Below are 17,125 nucleotides of genomic sequence, written 5' to 3'. Positions count from 1 at the left end.
TACGGGCCGTACTCGGGGATACGGGCCGTACTCGGGGCCCTTCTCGGGGAATGCGGGCGCACGGCGGCCTCAGCGGGACGCGGGCTCACCCGGTGCGCCGGGTGAGCCGAACCACTGGCGCAGTACCGCCTCCAGGGGCCGCTCGCCCGCGCTTCCGGTCCACACCACGTGGCCGTCGGGGCGTGCGAGCAGCCTGGTCGTGCCCTCCAGGGGCGTACCGGGCCGGGACACGAGCGCCGAGGCGAGGGTCAGCCGGTCGCGCCAGGGCCCGGCGGTCTCCCGTAGCGGCCCGTTCCCTTCCGTACCGCCCGTGAGGTCGAGCAGCAACCCGCGCCCCTGGCGCAGCAGTTCGGCCGTGGTGGCCTCGCGGTCGCGGTGTCCCGCCGCCTTCAGCGCCGTGTGCGGCAGGGGCCGTCCCAGGAGGGGATGGGTGCCCGGGCCCGCCTCACAGCAGGCGTCCTGTCCGGAGACCATCGCGGCCAGGCGCCTCGCGACGCCCGGCTCCTCCGTGAGCAGTTCGGCGAGCACGGCGCGCATGCCCTCCACCTCGTGCCCGCCCAGCAGCAGCGTGGCCTGCGCGTGGATGTTGGCGAGGGTGCGGCGGCCGGCGGCGTGCCGTTCGGCGTGGTAGGTGTCCAGCAGTGCTTCGCCTGCGCTGCCGCGCGCGCACAGTGCCAGCTTCCAGCCGAGGTTGAACGCGTCCTGGAGCCCCAGGTTCAGGGCCTGCCCGCCACTGGGCATCTGCCGGTGTGCCGCGTCGCCCGCCAGCAGCACGCGCCCGAGGCGGTAGTCGGCCGCCTGCCTGTTGGCGTCTCCGAAGGAGTTGAGCCACAGCGGGGTCCCGCTGCTGATGTCCTCGCCCGTTACCCGTTTCCAGGCGGCCGTGACCTCGGAGAAGTCCGGCTCCCCCGACCGTGCCCCGGGGGGTGAGCCGAACTCGTGGACCATGACGCGGGTGACACCGTCAGCGCGCCGCGCCGCGATGGCCAGCCCCTTCTCCAGGCGCTGGAAGCGCCGGTCGGGGATGTCGATGTCCGCCACGTCGGCGCGCAGCAGCTCCCGTTCGGCGTCGTGTCCGGGGAACGCGAAGCCGGCGAGGCGGCGTACGGTGCTCTCCTCCCCGTCGCAGCCGACCGCGTACCGCGCGCGCAGCCGTACGGTCCCCGTGGGGCCGGCGGCCTCCAGGGTCACCGTGTTCCCTTCGGAGGAGAGCGCGGTGAGCCGGTGGCCGCGCCGGATGTCGGCGCCCAGCGAGCGGGCCCTGCGGTCGAGCACCTCCTCCGTGCGGGTCTGCGGCACCTTCCACTGTCCGGGGAACGGGCCGGGAACGGTGGAGCCGCCGAGGTCCAGGGGAAGCCCGCCGAAGTGGCCGCGCTCCTCCCGGGGCGGAGTTCCCAGTTCCGCCAGCAGACCCCGCGAGTCGAGGACCTCCATGGTGCGGGCGTGCAGTGTGGAGGCCCGTGACTCCGCCATCGGCGCCTCGCGCTGTTCGAGGACGACGACGCGGGCGCCGCCGAGCCGCAGCTCGGCGGCGAGCATCAGCCCGGCGGGCCCCGCGCCGACCACGAGAACGTCGGCGTCCGTCCCGGGCGGGTGCGCCCGTGGGGCTGGGGCGGGCCTGGCGCCCGTTGCTCCGTCCGCCACGGCTAGCTCCCGGCCTCGGCGAAGTCCTTCGCGTGGCCCAGCGTCGCGCGGCTGTTGGTGCTCAGGGCCGTGTGCACGTAGCGCCGCGCTTCGGCCGTCGTGGCGCCTTCGCCGAGGACCTTGCCGATGTTGTCGGCGTTGAGGGTGACGGTGTGCTGGGAGACGGCGGTGACCAGGCCGTTCTCCTCGTGGAAGGTCCAGCGGCCGGTGTGCAGGGTCATCAGGGCGGGGAGCGTGACCTGTTTGTAGGCGATGGTGTGGTGCGGGAAGCACACGCGGTAGGACTTGGTGGTGTGGGTGGTGCCGTCCTTGGCCCGGGTGTCCATCTCCAGGGTCTGGAGGCCGGGAATGTCCTCCTCGCAGCTGACGCGGGCCACGTGCGGCAGCCGCTGGTCCCACAGGTGGGCGTCGTTGATGAAGTCGTAGACGTCCTTGGCCGAGCCGGCGACGGTGACGCTGTCCTCGAAGGAGAAGGTCATCTCCTCAGCCGCGTGCGCCTTCTCCACGTTGACCTTGAGTGCGGCCAGTTCGGAGCGGGAGTTCTCGTCGACGGCGCGGTCGATCCACTCCAGCTTGGCGGGGTCGTCGCCGACGGCCCTGTAGTGGTGGAGGAGCCGCACGCGGGAGGTGCCGGGTGCGGGCTCCTCGATGATCCATGTGCCGCCCATGGCGGCGACGGGTGGTGAGGTGACCTCCTGGCGGAAGCCGATCCGCCGTGTCCCGGGGTCGAGTTCGCGGTGTGAGGTCCAGTTCTTGGCCTGGCCGTTGGCCGTGGCCCAGATGCGGATGCGTTCGGTGGTCGCGCCTCGCTCCAGGTGGTCGACGTGGAGGGTCGGGGGGAAGATCCGGGGCCAGTTGGTCACCTCGGCGAGAAGGCGGTAGACGGTGTCGGCCGGTGCCGTGATGTCGATCTCGTGCTCGACCTCGCGCTGTGGGAACTGCGGCATGGCGCTTCTTCTCACTCTCTGTCGGAGCCGGTCAGAAGGTGTCGGCGGGCCGGTCAGAAGTTGCCGAGGCCGCCGCAGACGTTCAGTGCCTGCGCGGTGATGGAGGCAGCCGCGTCGGTGACGAGGTAGCCGACGAGGCCCGCGACCTCTTGCGGTGTGGAGTAGCGGCCGAGCGGGATCTTCGCCTGGAAGCGGGTGAGGATCTCGTCCTCGGTGGCGTCGTACGCCTCCGCGTATCCCGCGCGCACGCGCTGGGCCATGGGGGTCTCGACGTACCCGGGGCAGACGGCGTTGACGGTGACCCCGGTGGGGGCGAGTTCGTTGCCGAGCGCCTTGGTGAAGCCGACGACGGCGTGCTTGGAGGCGGAGTACGGGGCGCCCAGTACGACGCCCTGCTTCCCCGCTGTGGAGGCGATGTTGATGATGCGTCCACGGCTCTTGTGGCGCATACGGCCGGTGTTCAGGGCCTCGCGGGTGGTGCGGAAGACACCGTGGAGGTTGGTGTCGATCACGTCGTGCCACAGCGCGTCGGGCACGTCGGCCGTCACGCCTCCCCCGCTGCGGCCCGCGTTGTTGACCAGAACGTCCACGCTGCCGTAACGGTCGACGGCGGTCCGTACGAACGAGGCGACGGCGGCGTCGTCGCGGACGTCCAGCACGGTGCCGTCGGCCTGTATCCCGTCCTCGCGGAGCTTCTTGACGGTACTGGCGACGTTCTCGGCGCCGCGCGCCCCGATGAACACGGTGTGGCCGCGCTCGCCCAGCAGTTGGGCCGTGGCCAGGCCGATGCCGCTGGTGGCGCCCGTGATCAGGGCGAGGGACTGGTTGTGCGCGCTCATGCCTGCTCCTTCAGGTCAGGTGGTGGTGTCGCTCGGGGCGCGTTCACACCGCGGCCGAGGCCAGGTGACGGTTGACGGTCTCGATGAGGGCGCGGGGCGTCGCGGCGTCCGTCAGCGCCGTGTCGTCGAGCGTGATGCCCCAGTCCCGTTCGATGCGCCCGCCGGTCTCCAGCAGGGCGAGGGACTCGTAGCCCAGTTCCTCGAAGCCGGTGTCGAGGATGTCGGCGTCCAGGTCGACGCCCTCACCTGTCCCGGCGGACTCGTGCAGGATCTTCTTCAGGTCGGACAGCGTGAACTCCTGTGCGGGCATGTGCTTCTCCTCTGGTACGGAAGGTGACTGCGGGTACGGGAGGCATCCACCGGCGTGCGGAAAGTGAGCAGTGGAAGGTCCCGGGAGACGGGAGGGCGGTGCGGAACGGGGGCACGAGGGCAGGGCACGGCCGGAACCGGCCGGGGCCCGGCGCCTCACTTCGCCGGTACGCGCAGCACGGCGGCCGAGTTGAAGCCGCCCGCGCCCCGCGCGAGGACGAGCGCCGTCCTGATCTCGGCCGTACGGGCCTGCTCCGTCACCAGGTCGAGCCCGAACCTGGGGTCGGGCTCGGTGTGGACCGTGGGCGGTACGAGCCCCTCGGCGGCGGCGAGCAGCGCGGTGGCCACGTCCAGGGGCGCGGCGCCGGAGTAGAGCCGTCCGGTCATGGTCTTGGGCACGGTGACCGGGACCCTGCCGGTGCCGAAGACGGTGTTGAGCGCCTCGGCCTCCGCGCGGTCGTGCTCGGGCAGCGCGGCTCCGTCGGCGAAGACGACATCGATCTCCCGGGGCACGGCGCCCGCGTCGGCGAGGGCGAGTTCGACGGCCCGGCGCAGCCCGCTCTCGCGTCCGCTGCCGGGCCTGGGGTCGAACGTGGCCGCGTACCCGGTCAGTTCGCCGTATCCGCGCACGCCCCTGGCCCGTGCCGCCGCGGCGTCCTCCAGCACGAGGATGGCGCCGCCCTCGCCGGGTACATGTCCCGCGGCGCGCGCGTCGAACGGCACGTAGGCGGTCCCGGGGTCCTCGCCCTCGCTGAGCCGGCCACCGGCGAGCTGGGCGACCCAGCCCCAGGGGCAGATGGCCGAGTCCACGGCACCCGAGATGACCAGCGGGGTGCCGTTGCGTATCTGGCGCCGTGCCTGGCCGAGCGCGTCGAGGCCGCCGGCCTGGTCGCTGACGACGACGCCGCTGGGGCCCTTGAGCCCATGGCGGATGGAGATCTGGCCGCTGTTGACGGCGTAGAACCAGGCGAAGGACTGGTAGGCGCTCACGTGCTGGCTGCCCCTGCTCCACAGCTTGCGCAGCTCGTTCTGGCCGAACTCGAAGCCACCGGCGGCGCTGGCCGTCACCACTCCCATGTCGAAGGCGGGCAGTTCCCCGGGATCGACCCCCGCGTCCTGGAGCGCCCAGTCGGCAGCCACGAGCGCCATCCGCGTCATGTGGTCGGTCTGCGGCAGCAGCCTGCTGGGCAGGTGGTCGGCCGCGGTGAACCCGGGCACCTCGCCCGCCAGCCTGGTCGGGTACGGAGTGGGATCGAAGCGGGTGACCCGGCCGATACCGCTCCTGCCGACGCGTGTGGCGTCCCAGAAGTCCCTGGTTCCCAGGCCGTTGGGGGCCATGACGCCGATTCCCGTGATGACCGCGGCGGACCTCACTCGGCGTCCCTGTCGGGACGGGCGAGGACCATGGCGCTCTGGAAGCCGCCGAAGCCGCTCCCCACCGTCAGCACGGTGTCGGTGCGCCGCTCCCGCGCGGTCAGCGGAACGTAGTCCAGGTCGCATTCCGGATCGGGAGTGCGCAGATTCGCGGTGGGCGGGATCACGTGGTGCTCCATGGCCAGGGCGCAGGCGGCGATCTCGATGGAACCGATGGCGCCGAGCGAGTGCCCGACCATCGACTTGATGGAGCTGACGGGGACGTCGTACGCGTGAGCGCCCAGGCTCTTCTTGAAGGCGGCCGTCTCGTGCCTGTCGTTCTGCTTGGTGCCGGAGCCGTGCGCGTTGACGTAGTCGATACGGTCGGCCGCCGTACGGGCCTGGCCGAGCGCGCTGCGGATCGCCTCGGCCATCTCGGCGCCATCGGGACGCAGCCCCGTCATGTGGTAGGCGTTGCTGCGGGTCGCGTATCCGGCGAGTTCGGCGTAGACATGCGCGCCGCGCCGCCTGGCCGAGTCCAGCTCCTCCAGGACGAAGAAGGCCGAACCCTCCCCCAGGACGAAGCCGTTGCGGGTGCCGTCGAAGGGCCGCGAGGCGCACTCGGGCTCGTCACGGCGCGGGGTGGTGGCCTTGATCGCGTCGAAGCAGGCCATGGTGATCGGCGAGATCGGCGCGTCCGTCGCACCGGCGACCATCACGTCGGCCGAGCCCTCCCTGATGACCTCGGCCGCGTGGCCGACGGCGTCGATACCGGAGGTGCAGCCCGTGGAGACCACCGTCGCCGGCCCCTCGGCACCGGCAGCCCAGGCGACCTCGGCGGCGAACGAAGAGGGCACGAGGTAGCCGTAGAGGTGCGGCACGGCGTAGGTGTGATCGACGAGTTCGAGGGTCCCCCCGTCGCTCACGACGCGGTACTCCTGGTCCAGGCCCATGGTCGCGCCGACGGCGCTGCCGACGGTGACGCCCGTACGGTGCGGATCGGCCGACCCCGGCCCGCTGCCGACGCCGATGCCGCTGTCCTCCAGCGCCTCGCGGGCCGCGACGACGGCGAGTTGGGCCGCGCGGTCCATGCGGCGCACGTCCTGGGGGCCGAGCCCGTGTTCCGCCGGGTCGAAGTCGATCTGCGCGGCGACCTGGGACCTGAAGGGCGTGGGGTCGAAGAAGGTGATGCGCCGGGTGGCCGTGCGGCCGTCGGCGAGCAGGTCCCAGAAGCGTTTGCTTCCGATCCCACCGGGCGCCAGCACGCCGATGCCCGTGAGGGCGACTCGTCTTCCCGCCACGGTCATTCCCCCCAGGTGTAGAAGCGCCGCGCCATGGCGTCGGCGGGCGAGCGCCAGGTGGCCGGGTCGTACGCCTCGATGAACGGCTTCAGGTCGTCGCTGATCCGCACGAAACGGGGATCGCTCTTGGCGTCCTCGATGCGCTGTCCGCCCTCCGCGTCGTCGAAGTCCTGGAGATGGAAGTACAGCCCTCGGTAGGAGAAGAGCTGGCGCCGCCTGGTGCCCATCAGCTGGGGCATCTCGGTGCGGTCGAAGGCGTCGAAGAGACCGGCGACGCTCTCGGCGTCCGCCGGCCGCATCCGCGCCACGATCAGGGTGCTGTGCATGCTCGGTCGTCCTCTCGGGTACGGGCCCGCGCCGCGCGCCCTGTGACGGGCCAGGGGTGCGGGACGGTGGGTACGGGGCAGGGGTGCGGGACGGGGGTGCGGAAACAGGGGGCGGAACCGGGGGGCGGAACCGGGAGCTGACCCGGCGGCCGGCCGCGGGTTCAGCGGCCGGGCCCGAACCAGCGGTTCAGGCAGCTCGGCAGGTCCCTGTGGGTGCCGGGCGCGGCCCAGGCGACATGTCCGTCGGGGCGTACCAGCACGGCTGCCGTGTCCCGCAAAGCGGCGCTCTCGCCGGGGAGTTCGGGCCTGGCGGTGACGATGTCGACGCGGTCGCTCCACGGTTCGGCCCTGCGGCGCAGTACGGGGTTGTCGTCGAGGTCGAACAGCACACCCCGGCCGCTGCGCAGCGCCTCGGCAGCCGTGGCGTGCCGGGTGGCCCCGGTCAGCCGTACGCCCGGCATGCGCAGCCCGAGCAGCGGGTGGCCGCCGCCCTCCAGGTCGTAGCGGATCTCCAGGCCGCTGACCATGCCGGCCAGGTGGCGGCTGACGTCCTCGTAGCCGATGAGTTCGGTGACCACGTCGCGCAGCGGCTGCACCTCGGGCCCGGAGAGGAACAGCATCCCCTGGGCCCGCGTGTTCATCAGCAGCCGTTCGCCCACCGGGTGCCGCTCCTGGTGGTAGGTGTCGAGCAGCGCTTCGGAGGCCCTGCCGTGCACCACGGAGGCGAGCTTCCAGCCGAGGTTGACGGCGTCCTGGATGCTGGTGTTCATCCCCTGGCCGCCCGCCGGGAGATGGATGTGCGCCGCGTCACCGGCCAGCAGGACGCGCCCTCGCCTGTACTCGGTGACCTGCCGGGTCGCGTCACCGAACGAGGAGAGCCACACGGGTTCCGCGTGCGAGATGTCGTCGCCCGTCAGCCTCTTCCAGGCGGTGGCCACCTCCTCCCAGCTCGGCGGCGCCTCCCTGCGCTGCGGCGGGGTGCCCCGCTCGCACACGATGAGCCGGGTGACGCCTCCGGGGAGCGGGCCGACCATGACCATGCCGCCGGGGAGGGTCTCGCCGATCATGCGGGGCTGGAGGCTGACGCCCTTCACGTCGGCGAGGAACATCTCCATGCTGGCCGCCGTGCCGGGGAAGTCGAAGCCGCAGCGCTTGCGCACCATGCTGCGACCGCCGTCACAGCCCACCAGGTAGCTGCCGGTGAGCGTCTCGACGCCGTGCGGCGTGCGGACGGTGACCTGAATGTGTCCGGCGTCCTGGGTGAGGTCGAAGACCTCGTGACCGCGCCGGATGTCGGCGCCCAGTTCGCGCGCCCATCCCTCCAGCACGGCCTCGGTGGCCGACTGGGGGACGGTCTTGGCTGCCTGGTGCGCCCCTTCGAGCACCCCGAAGTCCACGGGGAGCCCGCCGAAGTGACCGCGGGTGTCGATGTCCACGTCTCCGAACCGCGAGAGCAGGCCCCGCTGGTCGAAGACCTCCATGGTGCGCGCGGTGAAACCGAGGCCCCGCGACTCGCCCGTGCGCTCCGCGAGCCGTTCCAGCACGATGACACCGACGCCCGCGAGCCGCAGCTCTCCCGCGAGCGTCAGTCCGGCGGGGCCTGCTCCAATGACGATGACAGCAGCGTCCATGTTCCTCTCCTTGGCATCGGGGAAGCCGCGCCTGTCACGCGCCGGAATGCGGCGGGCCGAGGCGGGCGGAGCGGCCGGGGACCACGGCGGTGCGTACACGCCGGGCGGCCGGGCCGCGTGCCGGCCGAGTGGTGAAGACACCACATCGGAAGCTAGTCATCAGCTTCTTCGGCGGGCCGCCGCATTCCAAGACCTCCCCTCTCAGGTAACGGTCAAGTGCTGACGCGCCGCGTCAGGGACGGCATACGGGTGTCAGGCGAATGTCACCGGCGCGTCAACTCACGCTGGCTCGGCGGCTGTTGGTTCATTTCCACGGGACCGGTGGCAACGTCGGGTCAGTTGGCACGGGGTGTCACCCCGCGGACCTGCGGCGACCTTCGCCAGGTGCCGAAGGCGGCTCAAGTCCCCCTTGAAACAAACCATATGGACGGTATTCTCAGCCGTCGTAGATACCGATGCCATAGCCACGCAGTACGTACCGAGTTCGAACGGCGACGGGGGACACGCGACCATTTCTTGGCATGCTCCTGACTTGTATTTGACCGTTCAGCCAACCGGCACGGGCACGGGCCCCGACCCGGGCCCGCCCGTCCCACTCCGTCCCCGGCTTGGTCCCCGTACCGCACTCCCCGACCGTCGTCCCACGGAAGGAAAACGAGTCCTATGGAAGAGGCCAGCACACCACCGCTCCCCGAAACCCCCGCCCTCGTCGGTATGTTCGTCACCGAACTTGCGGCCGGGCTCGCACGCGCCGCCGCGGGGCGCAGGACGCGGGGCAGGAATGCCGAGGCGCCCAGCCACCTCACCCCACGCTGCACGGCCCACGACGCCAGGCGCCAAGCCGGGCGCGGCGCGTGCACCGCCCGGCAGCGGGCCGACACGTGCACGGGAGGAGTACGCAGCCAAGCTCCGCCTCCCTGGTGAGAGCCGGGCAGCAGCCCGTGCGCGTGTGACGCGGCGCCGGCCGCCAGGAGACACGCTTCCCGGCCGCGACCACCTCCGGGGTGCCCCCGGGCCCTCTCGCCACTGGCTACCCGTCACCGGTTCGCCGGTCACGGGTCACAGGTCGCCGGTCACAGGTCGCCGATCACCGACCACCGGTGCATCCATCACCGGTGCGTCCACCACCGATCAGGGGCCTCCGATCAGGGACAACCGGTGGGCCACACCCTTCCCGTTACCACTCGACGACCATGCGCTCCGAAGTCCGGAGAGCCGGAGGATCGACCGCCTGCGGCCCCGAAGGACCCGTGCGAGGCGAGCTGCTCACTGCGCGAACCGTCCTCGCCGCGGGCGGGCACACCCTGCCGCCCTCCCCCCTCACCAGCACCTGTTGTACGGAAGGTTCTCGATGCTTCCCGTTCGCACGGTTGTCGTCAGCGACAACGCTCTCTTGGCCGACGCTGTCATCGGACTGCTGGAGGCCCACTCGGACATCGCGGCGATGGGTTACATGCCGGCCGAGGAGGCCACGGCGCACACGGTCGCGGGGCTCATGCCCGACCTGTTCCTGCTGATGGGCTCCTCGCAGAAGCTGGCGTCCACCGCGCGTGCCCTGCGCGGCGCCGCCCCCGCCACCCGCATCCTCGCCATGGTGGACGGCGAGGGCACGGCCCGCGAGGAACTGGCCCGCGCGGGCGTCGACGGATTCCTGCCCTGCGACGGGGGCAGAAGACAACTCCTGCTGGCCATTCTGCGCACCCCGGCACGCCCCCCGGCCGTATCAGGGCCCGCCGCGCTCACGGGGCGCGAGCTGCAGGTCCTGCGCTACACCGCCGTCTCCATGACGAACCGCCAGATCGCCAGCGAACTGGGGGTCAGCATCGGCACCGTCAAGCGCCATCTGCACAGCGTGTTCCAGAAGTTGGGGGCCGTGTCACGGCTGGACGCGGTCACGCGCGCACTGGCCGCCGGCATCCTGGCCAAGGCCGTCGGCCTCACGGGCCCGGCACGGGCGACGGGCGGGGTACTGCCGCCGCGCCCCGGGCTGCGCGGCGCGGCCCCGGAGCAGCGGGCGGCGCGGCCGGGCCCGCTGCCCTTCACCCTGTGCGGCGAGTGAGCACGGCCCCGGCCCGTGGGCCGGGGCGCGGTGTGACTCGGTGACTCGCGGGCCGGAGCCGCGCCGGGCGCGGCGACCGGCGGCGTCAGCGCCCCCTGGACGCGACGCCGCGCAGTGCGGCGAGCGCGCCGAGAACGGCCAGGAACATCACAAGGGCGAGGACCCGGAAGTCGATCACCGGCTCCAGCATCCTGTCGAGCAGCCCCGGCGACCTGCCGACCGCCTCCTTGACGGCGGTGATCGGCTCGATGTAGCCGTAACGGTCAGCGACGGACGGGTCGTTCAGCGCGTCGCGTGCCCGGTACGGCATCAGCAGGAACGGGAGGTAGGAGAAGAACGAGGCGCACTGCACCAGGACGGGAACGGCGGACCACGGGCCCCAGGGAAGCCGGAAGAGCACCACGACGGACAGCACATCGGCCAGGTAGAAGTAGCGCTCGTGCATCCCCGGCAGCAGGAAGGGGACGAGCAGCGCGAAGAACAGTCCCGCTACGAGGGCGAGTTGGTCGGTCGGCCGGGTACGGCGTGCCGTGAGTACGGCCAGCACGGTCACCACGGCCGCGAGCGTCAGCAGGGTCCACAGCCCCCGCGCCGTGCCTGAGGTGACCGGGTCGAAGAACTGATGGACGCTCGGAGCCGTCACGCTGAAACTGTCGCTGTACGACGCCTGGTCGAGATAGATGAGAAACACATCGCGCGGGCTCGCGCCGACCGCCAGGGCCGGCAGCGAAAGGAGCAGATAGGCCCCCGGTATCGCCGACAGCGTCCGCAGAGGGACGCGTTTCAGCAGAACGAGGAGCAGCAGCGCGGGGAAGACGAACACCGCCTGGAGTTTGACGGCGAGCGCTATTCCGAAGAAGGCGCAGCCGAGCCAGTTCTGACGGCGCAGCAGGTAATGGAGCCCGCCGAGCACGAAGACCGCGTACAGCGACTCGGCCTGTCCCCACGCCGATCCGTTCAGTATGACGGTGGGGAGAAGAGCGACGAGGAGTGCGCCGATGAGGGGGAGCGGCCCTGAGGGGTGCCGCATGCGGATGATCCGGTAGGCGAAGAGTGCGGTGAACGCCTCGCAGACGCAGGAAACCAGTTTGATGCCGACGAGCGGGGAGACCGGAAGCTGGTTCACGCAGGCGAGCACATACAGATAGGGCACGTTGTAGTTGGAGAACTTGTATTTCAGTGCGCGCAGACCCCCGTGCTGGTCGATGAAGTCGATCCAGGGGTGCACGTAGTCGACGTAGTCGCCCGACTTGTAGGGAAGGAACAGGAACCGCACGGCGAGGGCCACCAGGACGGCCGCCGTGACCCCGACGGCTCGCCACGGCAGCACGGGCCCCGCGCGCGGCTCCTCCACCTCCCCCTCTCCCGTCCGTGCGGTGGTTTCGGTGCTCCGGGTCTCGCCCATCGGATTCCTTCCGGTCCGGGGTGTACGCGGATGTGGAGGGGGCCGGCCGCTGTCAGCGGATGGCGGCGAAATGGCGGCGAACTGGCGGTGAGCCGGCGGTGAAATGCGGGTGGACAGTGGCGGGCCTCAGCGGGTGTAGACCCCGATGGCCACGCTGTACGGGATGCGCAGCAGGTCGTCGCGCAGGTGGACGCTCGCCTGTGAGAAGTAGGGCTCCCCCAGCCGCCGGTAGGCGTCCGGCGTGCGGATGAACTGGCCCCTGTCCATCGAGGTGACCTTCCTGTGCAGCGCCGGCTGGTCCGGGTGGTGGCAGCCGTCCGTGGTGATCAGGCGTCCGCCGGGCCGCAGAGCACCGTGCGCGATCCTGAACAGGCGCTCGGCCTCGGGGTCGTCGACGTGGTGCAGCACGCCTTTGGCCAGCACGACGTCGTAGGCCGCCGCCTCGAACGACGGCGAGGAGTCCACGTCGGCGAGCCGGAACTCGCCGCGGTTCCCGAACCTGCGCCGCGCCCAGTCGACGTAGCGTGCGCTGTGGTCGAACCCGACATAGGTCACCCGGGGCATCAGGCGCAGGATGTCGGCGGGGCCACAGCCGATGTCGAGCACCCGCAGCCCTTCGCTGGGCTGGATGTGGCGCCGCACCAGTTCCCTTTCCGCGCGGCCCCAGACCGCCCGCTGGAACAGTACGTAGACACGCGGCAGCGAGAGGGCGCCGCGGAGCGCCTTCAGTGTGTTCATGGACCTTCCCTTTTTCGTTTCCGTTTTTTCTTCCAGGGACGCGCAGTTGGCGGTCCTCACTTTCCTTATTCCGTCTCGACGCAGTCAACAGAGCCTCTGTCAATTCTTCGGCAGGTTTCTCAGGGAAGGGTTCGACTGTGAGACCTCCGTCAAATCGTTCTGCGGTCGCCAACAAGTCGCTCTGTGCCGCCGTATGGGCTGTTACGGTGGCCGCGTGAACCCAATCCAGGAGAATGCGGAAAACGACGTGGCCGGAATCATGGAGCCGCGTCTGGAGTCTCCGGACGCACTGCGGCGCTCACTCGTCATCGGCAACTACGCACTGGGACTCAGCGATCTGAGCACAGCCGAGCAATTGTCGGGAATTCCGGGGCCGGAAATCATACGCGTACTGCGCGAGGGTGCCGTGCGCAACGGCGTCCAGGAGCGCGGTCACCACGCCCCGGAGGAGGCCGGGGCTCCTCTCCTGTCGGTCGTCGTACCGGTCTTCAACAACGCGACCACCCTGGGCGAGCTGTGCGCCAGGCTCCGTGCCGAGCTGGCGAAGCTGGGCACCTTCGAGATCGTCTTCGTGGACGACGGGAGTTCCGACGGTTCGGCCGAACTCCTCTACGGCCTCGCCGAGGCTCACCCCGCCGCCGTGCGGCTGCTGCGGCTGTCCCGCAACTTCGGTCAGCAGGCGGCCATTTCGGCCGGCCTCGACGCCTCGCGCGGCTCCGCCGTCGTCATCATGGACGCCGACCTCCAGGACCCTCCTGAGCTGATCGCCGAGATGGTGCGGCAATGGCGGGCCGGCAACGACGCCGTCTGCACGGTCAGGCGGAACAGAAAGGAAGGGGTGGTCAAGCGCGCGTGCTACTCCGTCTTCTACCGCTGCTTCCGGTATCTCGCGGAGATGGACGTGCCGTTGGACAGCGGCGAGTTCTCCCTGCTGGACCGCAAGGTGGTGGACACGCTGTGCGCCATGCCGGAGCGCAGCCGCTTTCTGCGCGGGCTGCGCAGCTGGTCGGGTTTCCGGCAGACGAGCATCGCCTACGACCGTCCGGCACGCCCCTCGGGCGAGTCCCAGTACACCGTGCGCCGGCTGTTCCGGCTGGCCACCGACGGGCTGCTCGCCTTCTCCAGCGTGCCGCTGCGTATCTCCTCGCTCCTCGGCCTGCTCAGTTCCGCGCTCGGCATGGCGCTGCTGTGCGTCATCGTGGTCGCGCGGCTCACCACCGCTTCGCTGCCGCTCGGCTGGACGTCCAACCTGGCCGTACTGCTGCTGGTCTCCGGCGCCCAGCTGGCGACCGTCGGCATGCTCGGCGCCTATGTCTCCCGTATCTACGCCGAAGTCAAGAACCGGCCGCTCTACATCGTCATGGACCGCCGCTAGCCGGTGCGCACGGCGTCCCGCACCCCTTACCACGGTGCTACGCGGCCTTCTTGAACACCCAGCCGCGCAGCAGCAGGAAGCGTCCCACCGTCCCCACGAGCGTCGCCGTCAGCAGCACCGTCAGCTCCAGGGTGCGCGACGGTGCGGGCACGAGGACGCCGAGGCCGAGCAGCGCGCAGGACGTCAGCGCGTAGTGGGCGGCGAAGAGCACCGCGCTCTGCACATGGGCGAGCCCGCGCCTGCGGGGGGTGCCGAAGGTGAGACGGCGGTTCGCCTCGGTGTTGAAGAGGGTCGCGGCGGTGAGCGCCACCAGGTTCGCGACGACGGGCGACCACCAGTCGCGCGCCATCACATAGATGACGAGGGTGAGCGCTCCCGAGCACACCCCGATGACCGAGAACGAGACCACCTGTCGCGTCAGCGTCATGACGGCCCGGCTGCGGCCACGGCGACGGTGGTTCCGGCCTTGAACACGACAGATCACACCCTTTGGTGAAGACGGCGGGACGACGAGCGGACGCGCGCGGGAGGAGCGGCGGCGGAAAGCTGAAAGAGGAAAGGGAAAGAGGGAAAGGGGACGGCGCGGGCCTCGCGGTCAGCGCGCTGAGAGGCTCACGCGGACGTCGTCCTCCAGGTAGTAGGTGCGGCCGGCGCGCTTGCGGCGGCGCCAGGCGCCCTCGGAGGCGAGCCGGTAGACCGAGCCCGTGGGAGTGGCGAACAGGGTGGCGATCTGCGCGGCCGTCAGCCAGCGCGCCCTGCGCTCCGTGCCCCCGCCCCCCATACGGTCCGAGAGCCGGGTCCACTGTGCGGCGGGCCAGACATGTGCGGGATCGGCCGTGCACCTCACCTGGTCGCCGGGGTCGGCTGAGGTGTGCAGGCGCGCGGTGAGCGTGCCGGGACAGCCGGGTTCGACGCAGGCGCCGAGCGTGACGGTGCGCCGCGCCGCGCCGGGGTGTGCCGTGCGGCGGGCCCTGGACTTCAGGCGCGCGGTCTCCTCGCTCAGGTCTGCTGCCGCCGGGTGGGCCGCCAACCACTCGACGTGGGCCAGGAGTTGAGCGGCGCGGGCCGCCGGTGTGGCGCGCGGGGCCGTGAGGCCGCGCTCGTCGCAGACCAGCGCGCTCCAGGAACCGAGCAGCGCGGCGATGTCGCGCCGTACGTCTGCCGCCGCCGCGTTGAACGGGATGCCGGGGGCACCGCCCCCACCAGTGATCCTCTCCCGTACGCCCTCGGGGAGCCCGCCGCCGTCGAGCACGTGTGCGCACTCCTCGTGGAGGTGCGCGAGCGCGGTGATGTCGGCGCTCAGGGCGCGCAGGCATCCGGGGCACAGCCGCAGCCCTGGCGCCGGGCGCCGGGCTCTGGTGGCGCGGCGGCAGGCGTCGCCGCCGCACAGCGCAGGCGGGACTTCGCCACGGGCGCTCACAGGGAACCGAGCCGGTAGCCGACGCCGCGGATGGTGATGACCCAGCTGTGGGAGCCCAGCTTCTTGCGGAGGCTGTTGACGTGCGTGTCGATGGTGCGGCTGCGCCGCAGGTCCGTGTCGTGCCACACGTGCTGGAGTATCTGACGGCGCGGCAGCACCTGGTGCGGTTGGGCCGCGAGCAGATGCAGCAGGTCGAATTCCTTTCTGGTGAGCGGGATTTCGTGCCCGTGCAGAAGCACGGAACGCGTTCCGGGGTCGATGCTCAATGGCCCGTAGGTGAGAAGGGTGGCACTCGCCGAAGGGGTGGTCCTGGTGCGGCGCATGACGGCTTCCATACGCGCGAGAAGTTCCCGGAATCCATACGGTTTCACCAGGAAATCATCCGCTCCGGCCTGAAGCCCCAGTACGCAGTCGAGTTCACTGCGGCGGGGTGTGACCGCGAGGAGCGGGCTGTCGCTCGTCGCCCGTATGGTGCGGCACAGCTCCAGCCCGTCCATGTCGGGCAGATCGAGGTCGAGCAGGATGACGTCGGCCTGCGCGTGCCGGCGCAGCGCCGCGTGTCCCGTGTCCACGCAGAAGGCCGTGTGGCCGTAGCGGCGCAGGCTGTTGAGCACGGACTCGGAGCTGCGCGGATCGCTCTCGACGATCAGTACGTGCCAGGAGGGGCCCGCTCTGGAAGGGACGGGGGTCATGTCCCAGCCACGGATGTCGGGTACGGGCACAGCCATCGGCGTGTGCCGCTGCGCCGCCGTTATGGTCTCGGGCACCTGCTCCTCCTGTGAGTCGGGTCCTTTGTGGGGGGCCGCGCGGTCGCCCCGCATCTGTGGTGCGAGTGCGCCGCTTCCTCGTTCGAGTGCGCTGCTCCAGCCTCACCGAGAGCTGACACGGAAATCCAGGAAATAGCACCAAGGTTGAGGCGCCTCACGCGGATCTGACATTTCTCTGTCATGCCCGTCGGGAAGAGGAAACAGTTATACGCTGCTTGGCATGGTCACTACACCTATCGGGGCGCGGCTCACGGAGCTGACCGTCCTGGTCACCGGAGCCAGCAGCGGTATCGGAGCGGCGGCGGCACGCGTGTTCGCACGGGAGGGTGCCAGCGTCGTCCTGATGGCCCGCAGGGAGGACCGACTCGCGCAACTGGTACGGGAGTTGAGGCAGGAGGGTGCAGCGGCTTCGTACTCCGTCGGGGACGTGACGCAACCGGACGACGCACGCGCCGCCGTGGATGTGGCGCTCGCGCGGTACGGCAGGCTCGACGGCGCCTTCAACAACGCGGGGGTCGGCGGCTCCAGGACGCCGCTGCACGAGACGGGCGACGAGGTCTACGAGGGGATCGTGGGCACGAACCTGCGGGGGCTGTGGAACTGCCTGCGCGCCGAGATCCCGGCCATGCTGGCCGGCGGTGGGGGCGCGATCGTCAATACGGGCAGCGTCGCGGGGCAACGGTCGATCCCCGCCTCCGCGGCGTACGTGGCCTCCAAGCACGCGGTGGTCGGGCTGACGCGCGCCGCAGCCGACGAGTACGCGGCGCACGGAATCCGCGTCAACGTCATCAACCCGGGAGCGACGCGCACCGAGATCACGGAGGAGTGGTTCGGCAGCAACCCCGGCCTGGAGGACGCCGTGTGCGCCATGACACCACAGGGGCGCACCGCCGACCCCGCTGAGGTGGCGGAGGCCGCAGCGTGGCTGCTGAGTCCCCAGAGTTCCTTCGTGACCGGTGCGGTCGTCCCCGTCGACGGCGGCGTCATGAGCCGCTGAGAGCCCGCGGGCCC

Annotated in this window: 16 protein-coding genes; 3 read left to right on the top strand and 13 right to left on the bottom strand. The window is 71.0% G+C overall.

Features of this window, described 5'->3' with window-relative positions:
- Positions 1-69 precede the first annotated feature (69 nt).
- The 8 genes from NMN56_RS43525 to NMN56_RS24105 all read right to left on the bottom strand — a co-directional run bounded on the left by NMN56_RS43525 (position 70) and on the right by NMN56_RS24105 (position 8,350).
- Positions 70-1,644 carry an FAD-dependent monooxygenase gene (locus tag NMN56_RS43525; protein ID WP_488199815.1) on the bottom strand — a complete coding sequence of 525 codons (1,575 nt, stop codon included), beginning with the start codon at positions 1,642-1,644 and terminating at the stop codon, positions 70-72.
- 2 nt (positions 1,645-1,646) lie between these two features.
- Positions 1,647-2,591 carry an aromatase/cyclase gene (locus NMN56_RS24135; protein WP_274041396.1) on the bottom strand — a complete coding sequence of 315 codons (945 nt, stop codon included), beginning with the start codon at positions 2,589-2,591 and terminating at the stop codon, positions 1,647-1,649.
- 53 nt (positions 2,592-2,644) lie between these two features.
- Positions 2,645-3,430, bottom strand: coding sequence for an SDR family NAD(P)-dependent oxidoreductase (locus tag NMN56_RS24130; protein ID WP_274041397.1), 786 nt, complete (start codon positions 3,428-3,430; stop codon positions 2,645-2,647).
- 43 nt (positions 3,431-3,473) lie between these two features.
- Positions 3,474-3,740, bottom strand: a complete 267-nt coding sequence (locus NMN56_RS24125) for an acyl carrier protein (protein ID WP_274041398.1) — start codon at positions 3,738-3,740, stop codon at positions 3,474-3,476.
- A 155-nt stretch (positions 3,741-3,895) separates the two neighbouring features.
- Positions 3,896-5,113 carry a ketosynthase chain-length factor gene (locus NMN56_RS24120; protein WP_274041399.1) on the bottom strand — a complete coding sequence of 406 codons (1,218 nt, stop codon included), beginning with the start codon at positions 5,111-5,113 and terminating at the stop codon, positions 3,896-3,898.
- The gene (locus NMN56_RS24115) at positions 5,110-6,399 is read right to left on the bottom strand and encodes a beta-ketoacyl-[acyl-carrier-protein] synthase family protein (protein ID WP_430542694.1); all 1,290 of its coding nucleotides are present in this window, start codon (positions 6,397-6,399) and stop codon (positions 5,110-5,112) included. The genes NMN56_RS24120 and NMN56_RS24115 overlap by 4 nt, the downstream gene beginning before the upstream one ends.
- Positions 6,396-6,719 (bottom strand): TcmI family type II polyketide cyclase, encoded by a 324-nt coding sequence (locus NMN56_RS24110; RefSeq protein ID WP_274041401.1) that lies wholly within the window; start codon positions 6,717-6,719, stop codon positions 6,396-6,398. The genes NMN56_RS24115 and NMN56_RS24110 overlap by 4 nt, the downstream gene beginning before the upstream one ends.
- Before the next feature lie 161 nt (positions 6,720-6,880).
- Positions 6,881-8,350: an FAD-dependent monooxygenase gene (locus NMN56_RS24105; RefSeq protein ID WP_274041402.1), complete on the bottom strand. Its 1,470-nt coding sequence runs from the start codon at positions 8,348-8,350 to the stop codon at positions 6,881-6,883.
- A 1,351-nt stretch (positions 8,351-9,701) separates the two neighbouring features.
- Between NMN56_RS24105 and NMN56_RS24100 the strand changes: the two genes are divergently transcribed.
- On the top strand, positions 9,702-10,409 hold the full coding sequence (locus NMN56_RS24100; RefSeq protein WP_274041404.1) for a response regulator transcription factor: 708 nt from the start codon (positions 9,702-9,704) through the stop codon (positions 10,407-10,409).
- Positions 10,410-10,494: 85 nt separating this feature from the next.
- Here NMN56_RS24100 and NMN56_RS24095 read toward each other — a convergent pair whose 3' ends face one another.
- Positions 10,495-11,814, bottom strand: a complete 1,320-nt coding sequence (locus NMN56_RS24095; RefSeq protein WP_274041405.1) for a glycosyltransferase 87 family protein — start codon at positions 11,812-11,814, stop codon at positions 10,495-10,497.
- A gap of 126 nt (positions 11,815-11,940) precedes the next feature.
- Positions 11,941-12,552: a class I SAM-dependent methyltransferase gene (locus tag NMN56_RS24090; RefSeq protein ID WP_274041406.1), complete on the bottom strand. Its 612-nt coding sequence runs from the start codon at positions 12,550-12,552 to the stop codon at positions 11,941-11,943.
- 214 nt (positions 12,553-12,766) lie between these two features.
- On the opposite strand from NMN56_RS24090, the gene NMN56_RS24085 reads away from it, so the two are divergent.
- Positions 12,767-13,927 carry a glycosyltransferase family 2 protein gene (locus NMN56_RS24085; protein ID WP_274041407.1) on the top strand — a complete coding sequence of 387 codons (1,161 nt, stop codon included), beginning with the start codon at positions 12,767-12,769 and terminating at the stop codon, positions 13,925-13,927.
- 37 nt (positions 13,928-13,964) lie between these two features.
- On the opposite strand, the gene NMN56_RS24080 is transcribed toward NMN56_RS24085, so the two are convergent.
- The 3 genes from NMN56_RS24080 to NMN56_RS24070 all read right to left on the bottom strand — a co-directional run bounded on the left by NMN56_RS24080 (position 13,965) and on the right by NMN56_RS24070 (position 16,114).
- A complete protein-coding gene (locus NMN56_RS24080) occupies positions 13,965-14,354 on the bottom strand; it encodes a GtrA family protein (RefSeq protein ID WP_274041408.1) in 390 nt (129 codons plus the stop codon).
- A 168-nt stretch (positions 14,355-14,522) separates the two neighbouring features.
- Positions 14,523-15,347, bottom strand: coding sequence for a hypothetical protein (locus tag NMN56_RS24075; RefSeq protein ID WP_274041409.1), 825 nt, complete (start codon positions 15,345-15,347; stop codon positions 14,523-14,525).
- Positions 15,344-16,114: a response regulator transcription factor gene (locus tag NMN56_RS24070; protein WP_274041410.1), complete on the bottom strand. Its 771-nt coding sequence runs from the start codon at positions 16,112-16,114 to the stop codon at positions 15,344-15,346. Before NMN56_RS24070 ends, NMN56_RS24075 begins: the two co-directional genes overlap by 4 nt.
- 220 nt (positions 16,115-16,334) lie before the next feature.
- Between NMN56_RS24070 and NMN56_RS24065 the strand changes: the two genes are divergently transcribed.
- A complete protein-coding gene (locus tag NMN56_RS24065) occupies positions 16,335-17,111 on the top strand; it encodes an SDR family NAD(P)-dependent oxidoreductase (RefSeq protein ID WP_274041411.1) in 777 nt (258 codons plus the stop codon).
- Positions 17,112-17,125: the final 14 nt, after the last annotated feature.

Source organism: Streptomyces iconiensis (assembly GCF_028657195.3).
GTDB classification, from domain to species: Bacteria; Actinomycetota; Actinomycetes; order Streptomycetales; family Streptomycetaceae; genus Streptomyces; species Streptomyces iconiensis.
The sequence above is the reverse complement of the archived record's forward strand: the minus strand, read 5'-3'. Positions and strand labels throughout refer to the sequence as shown.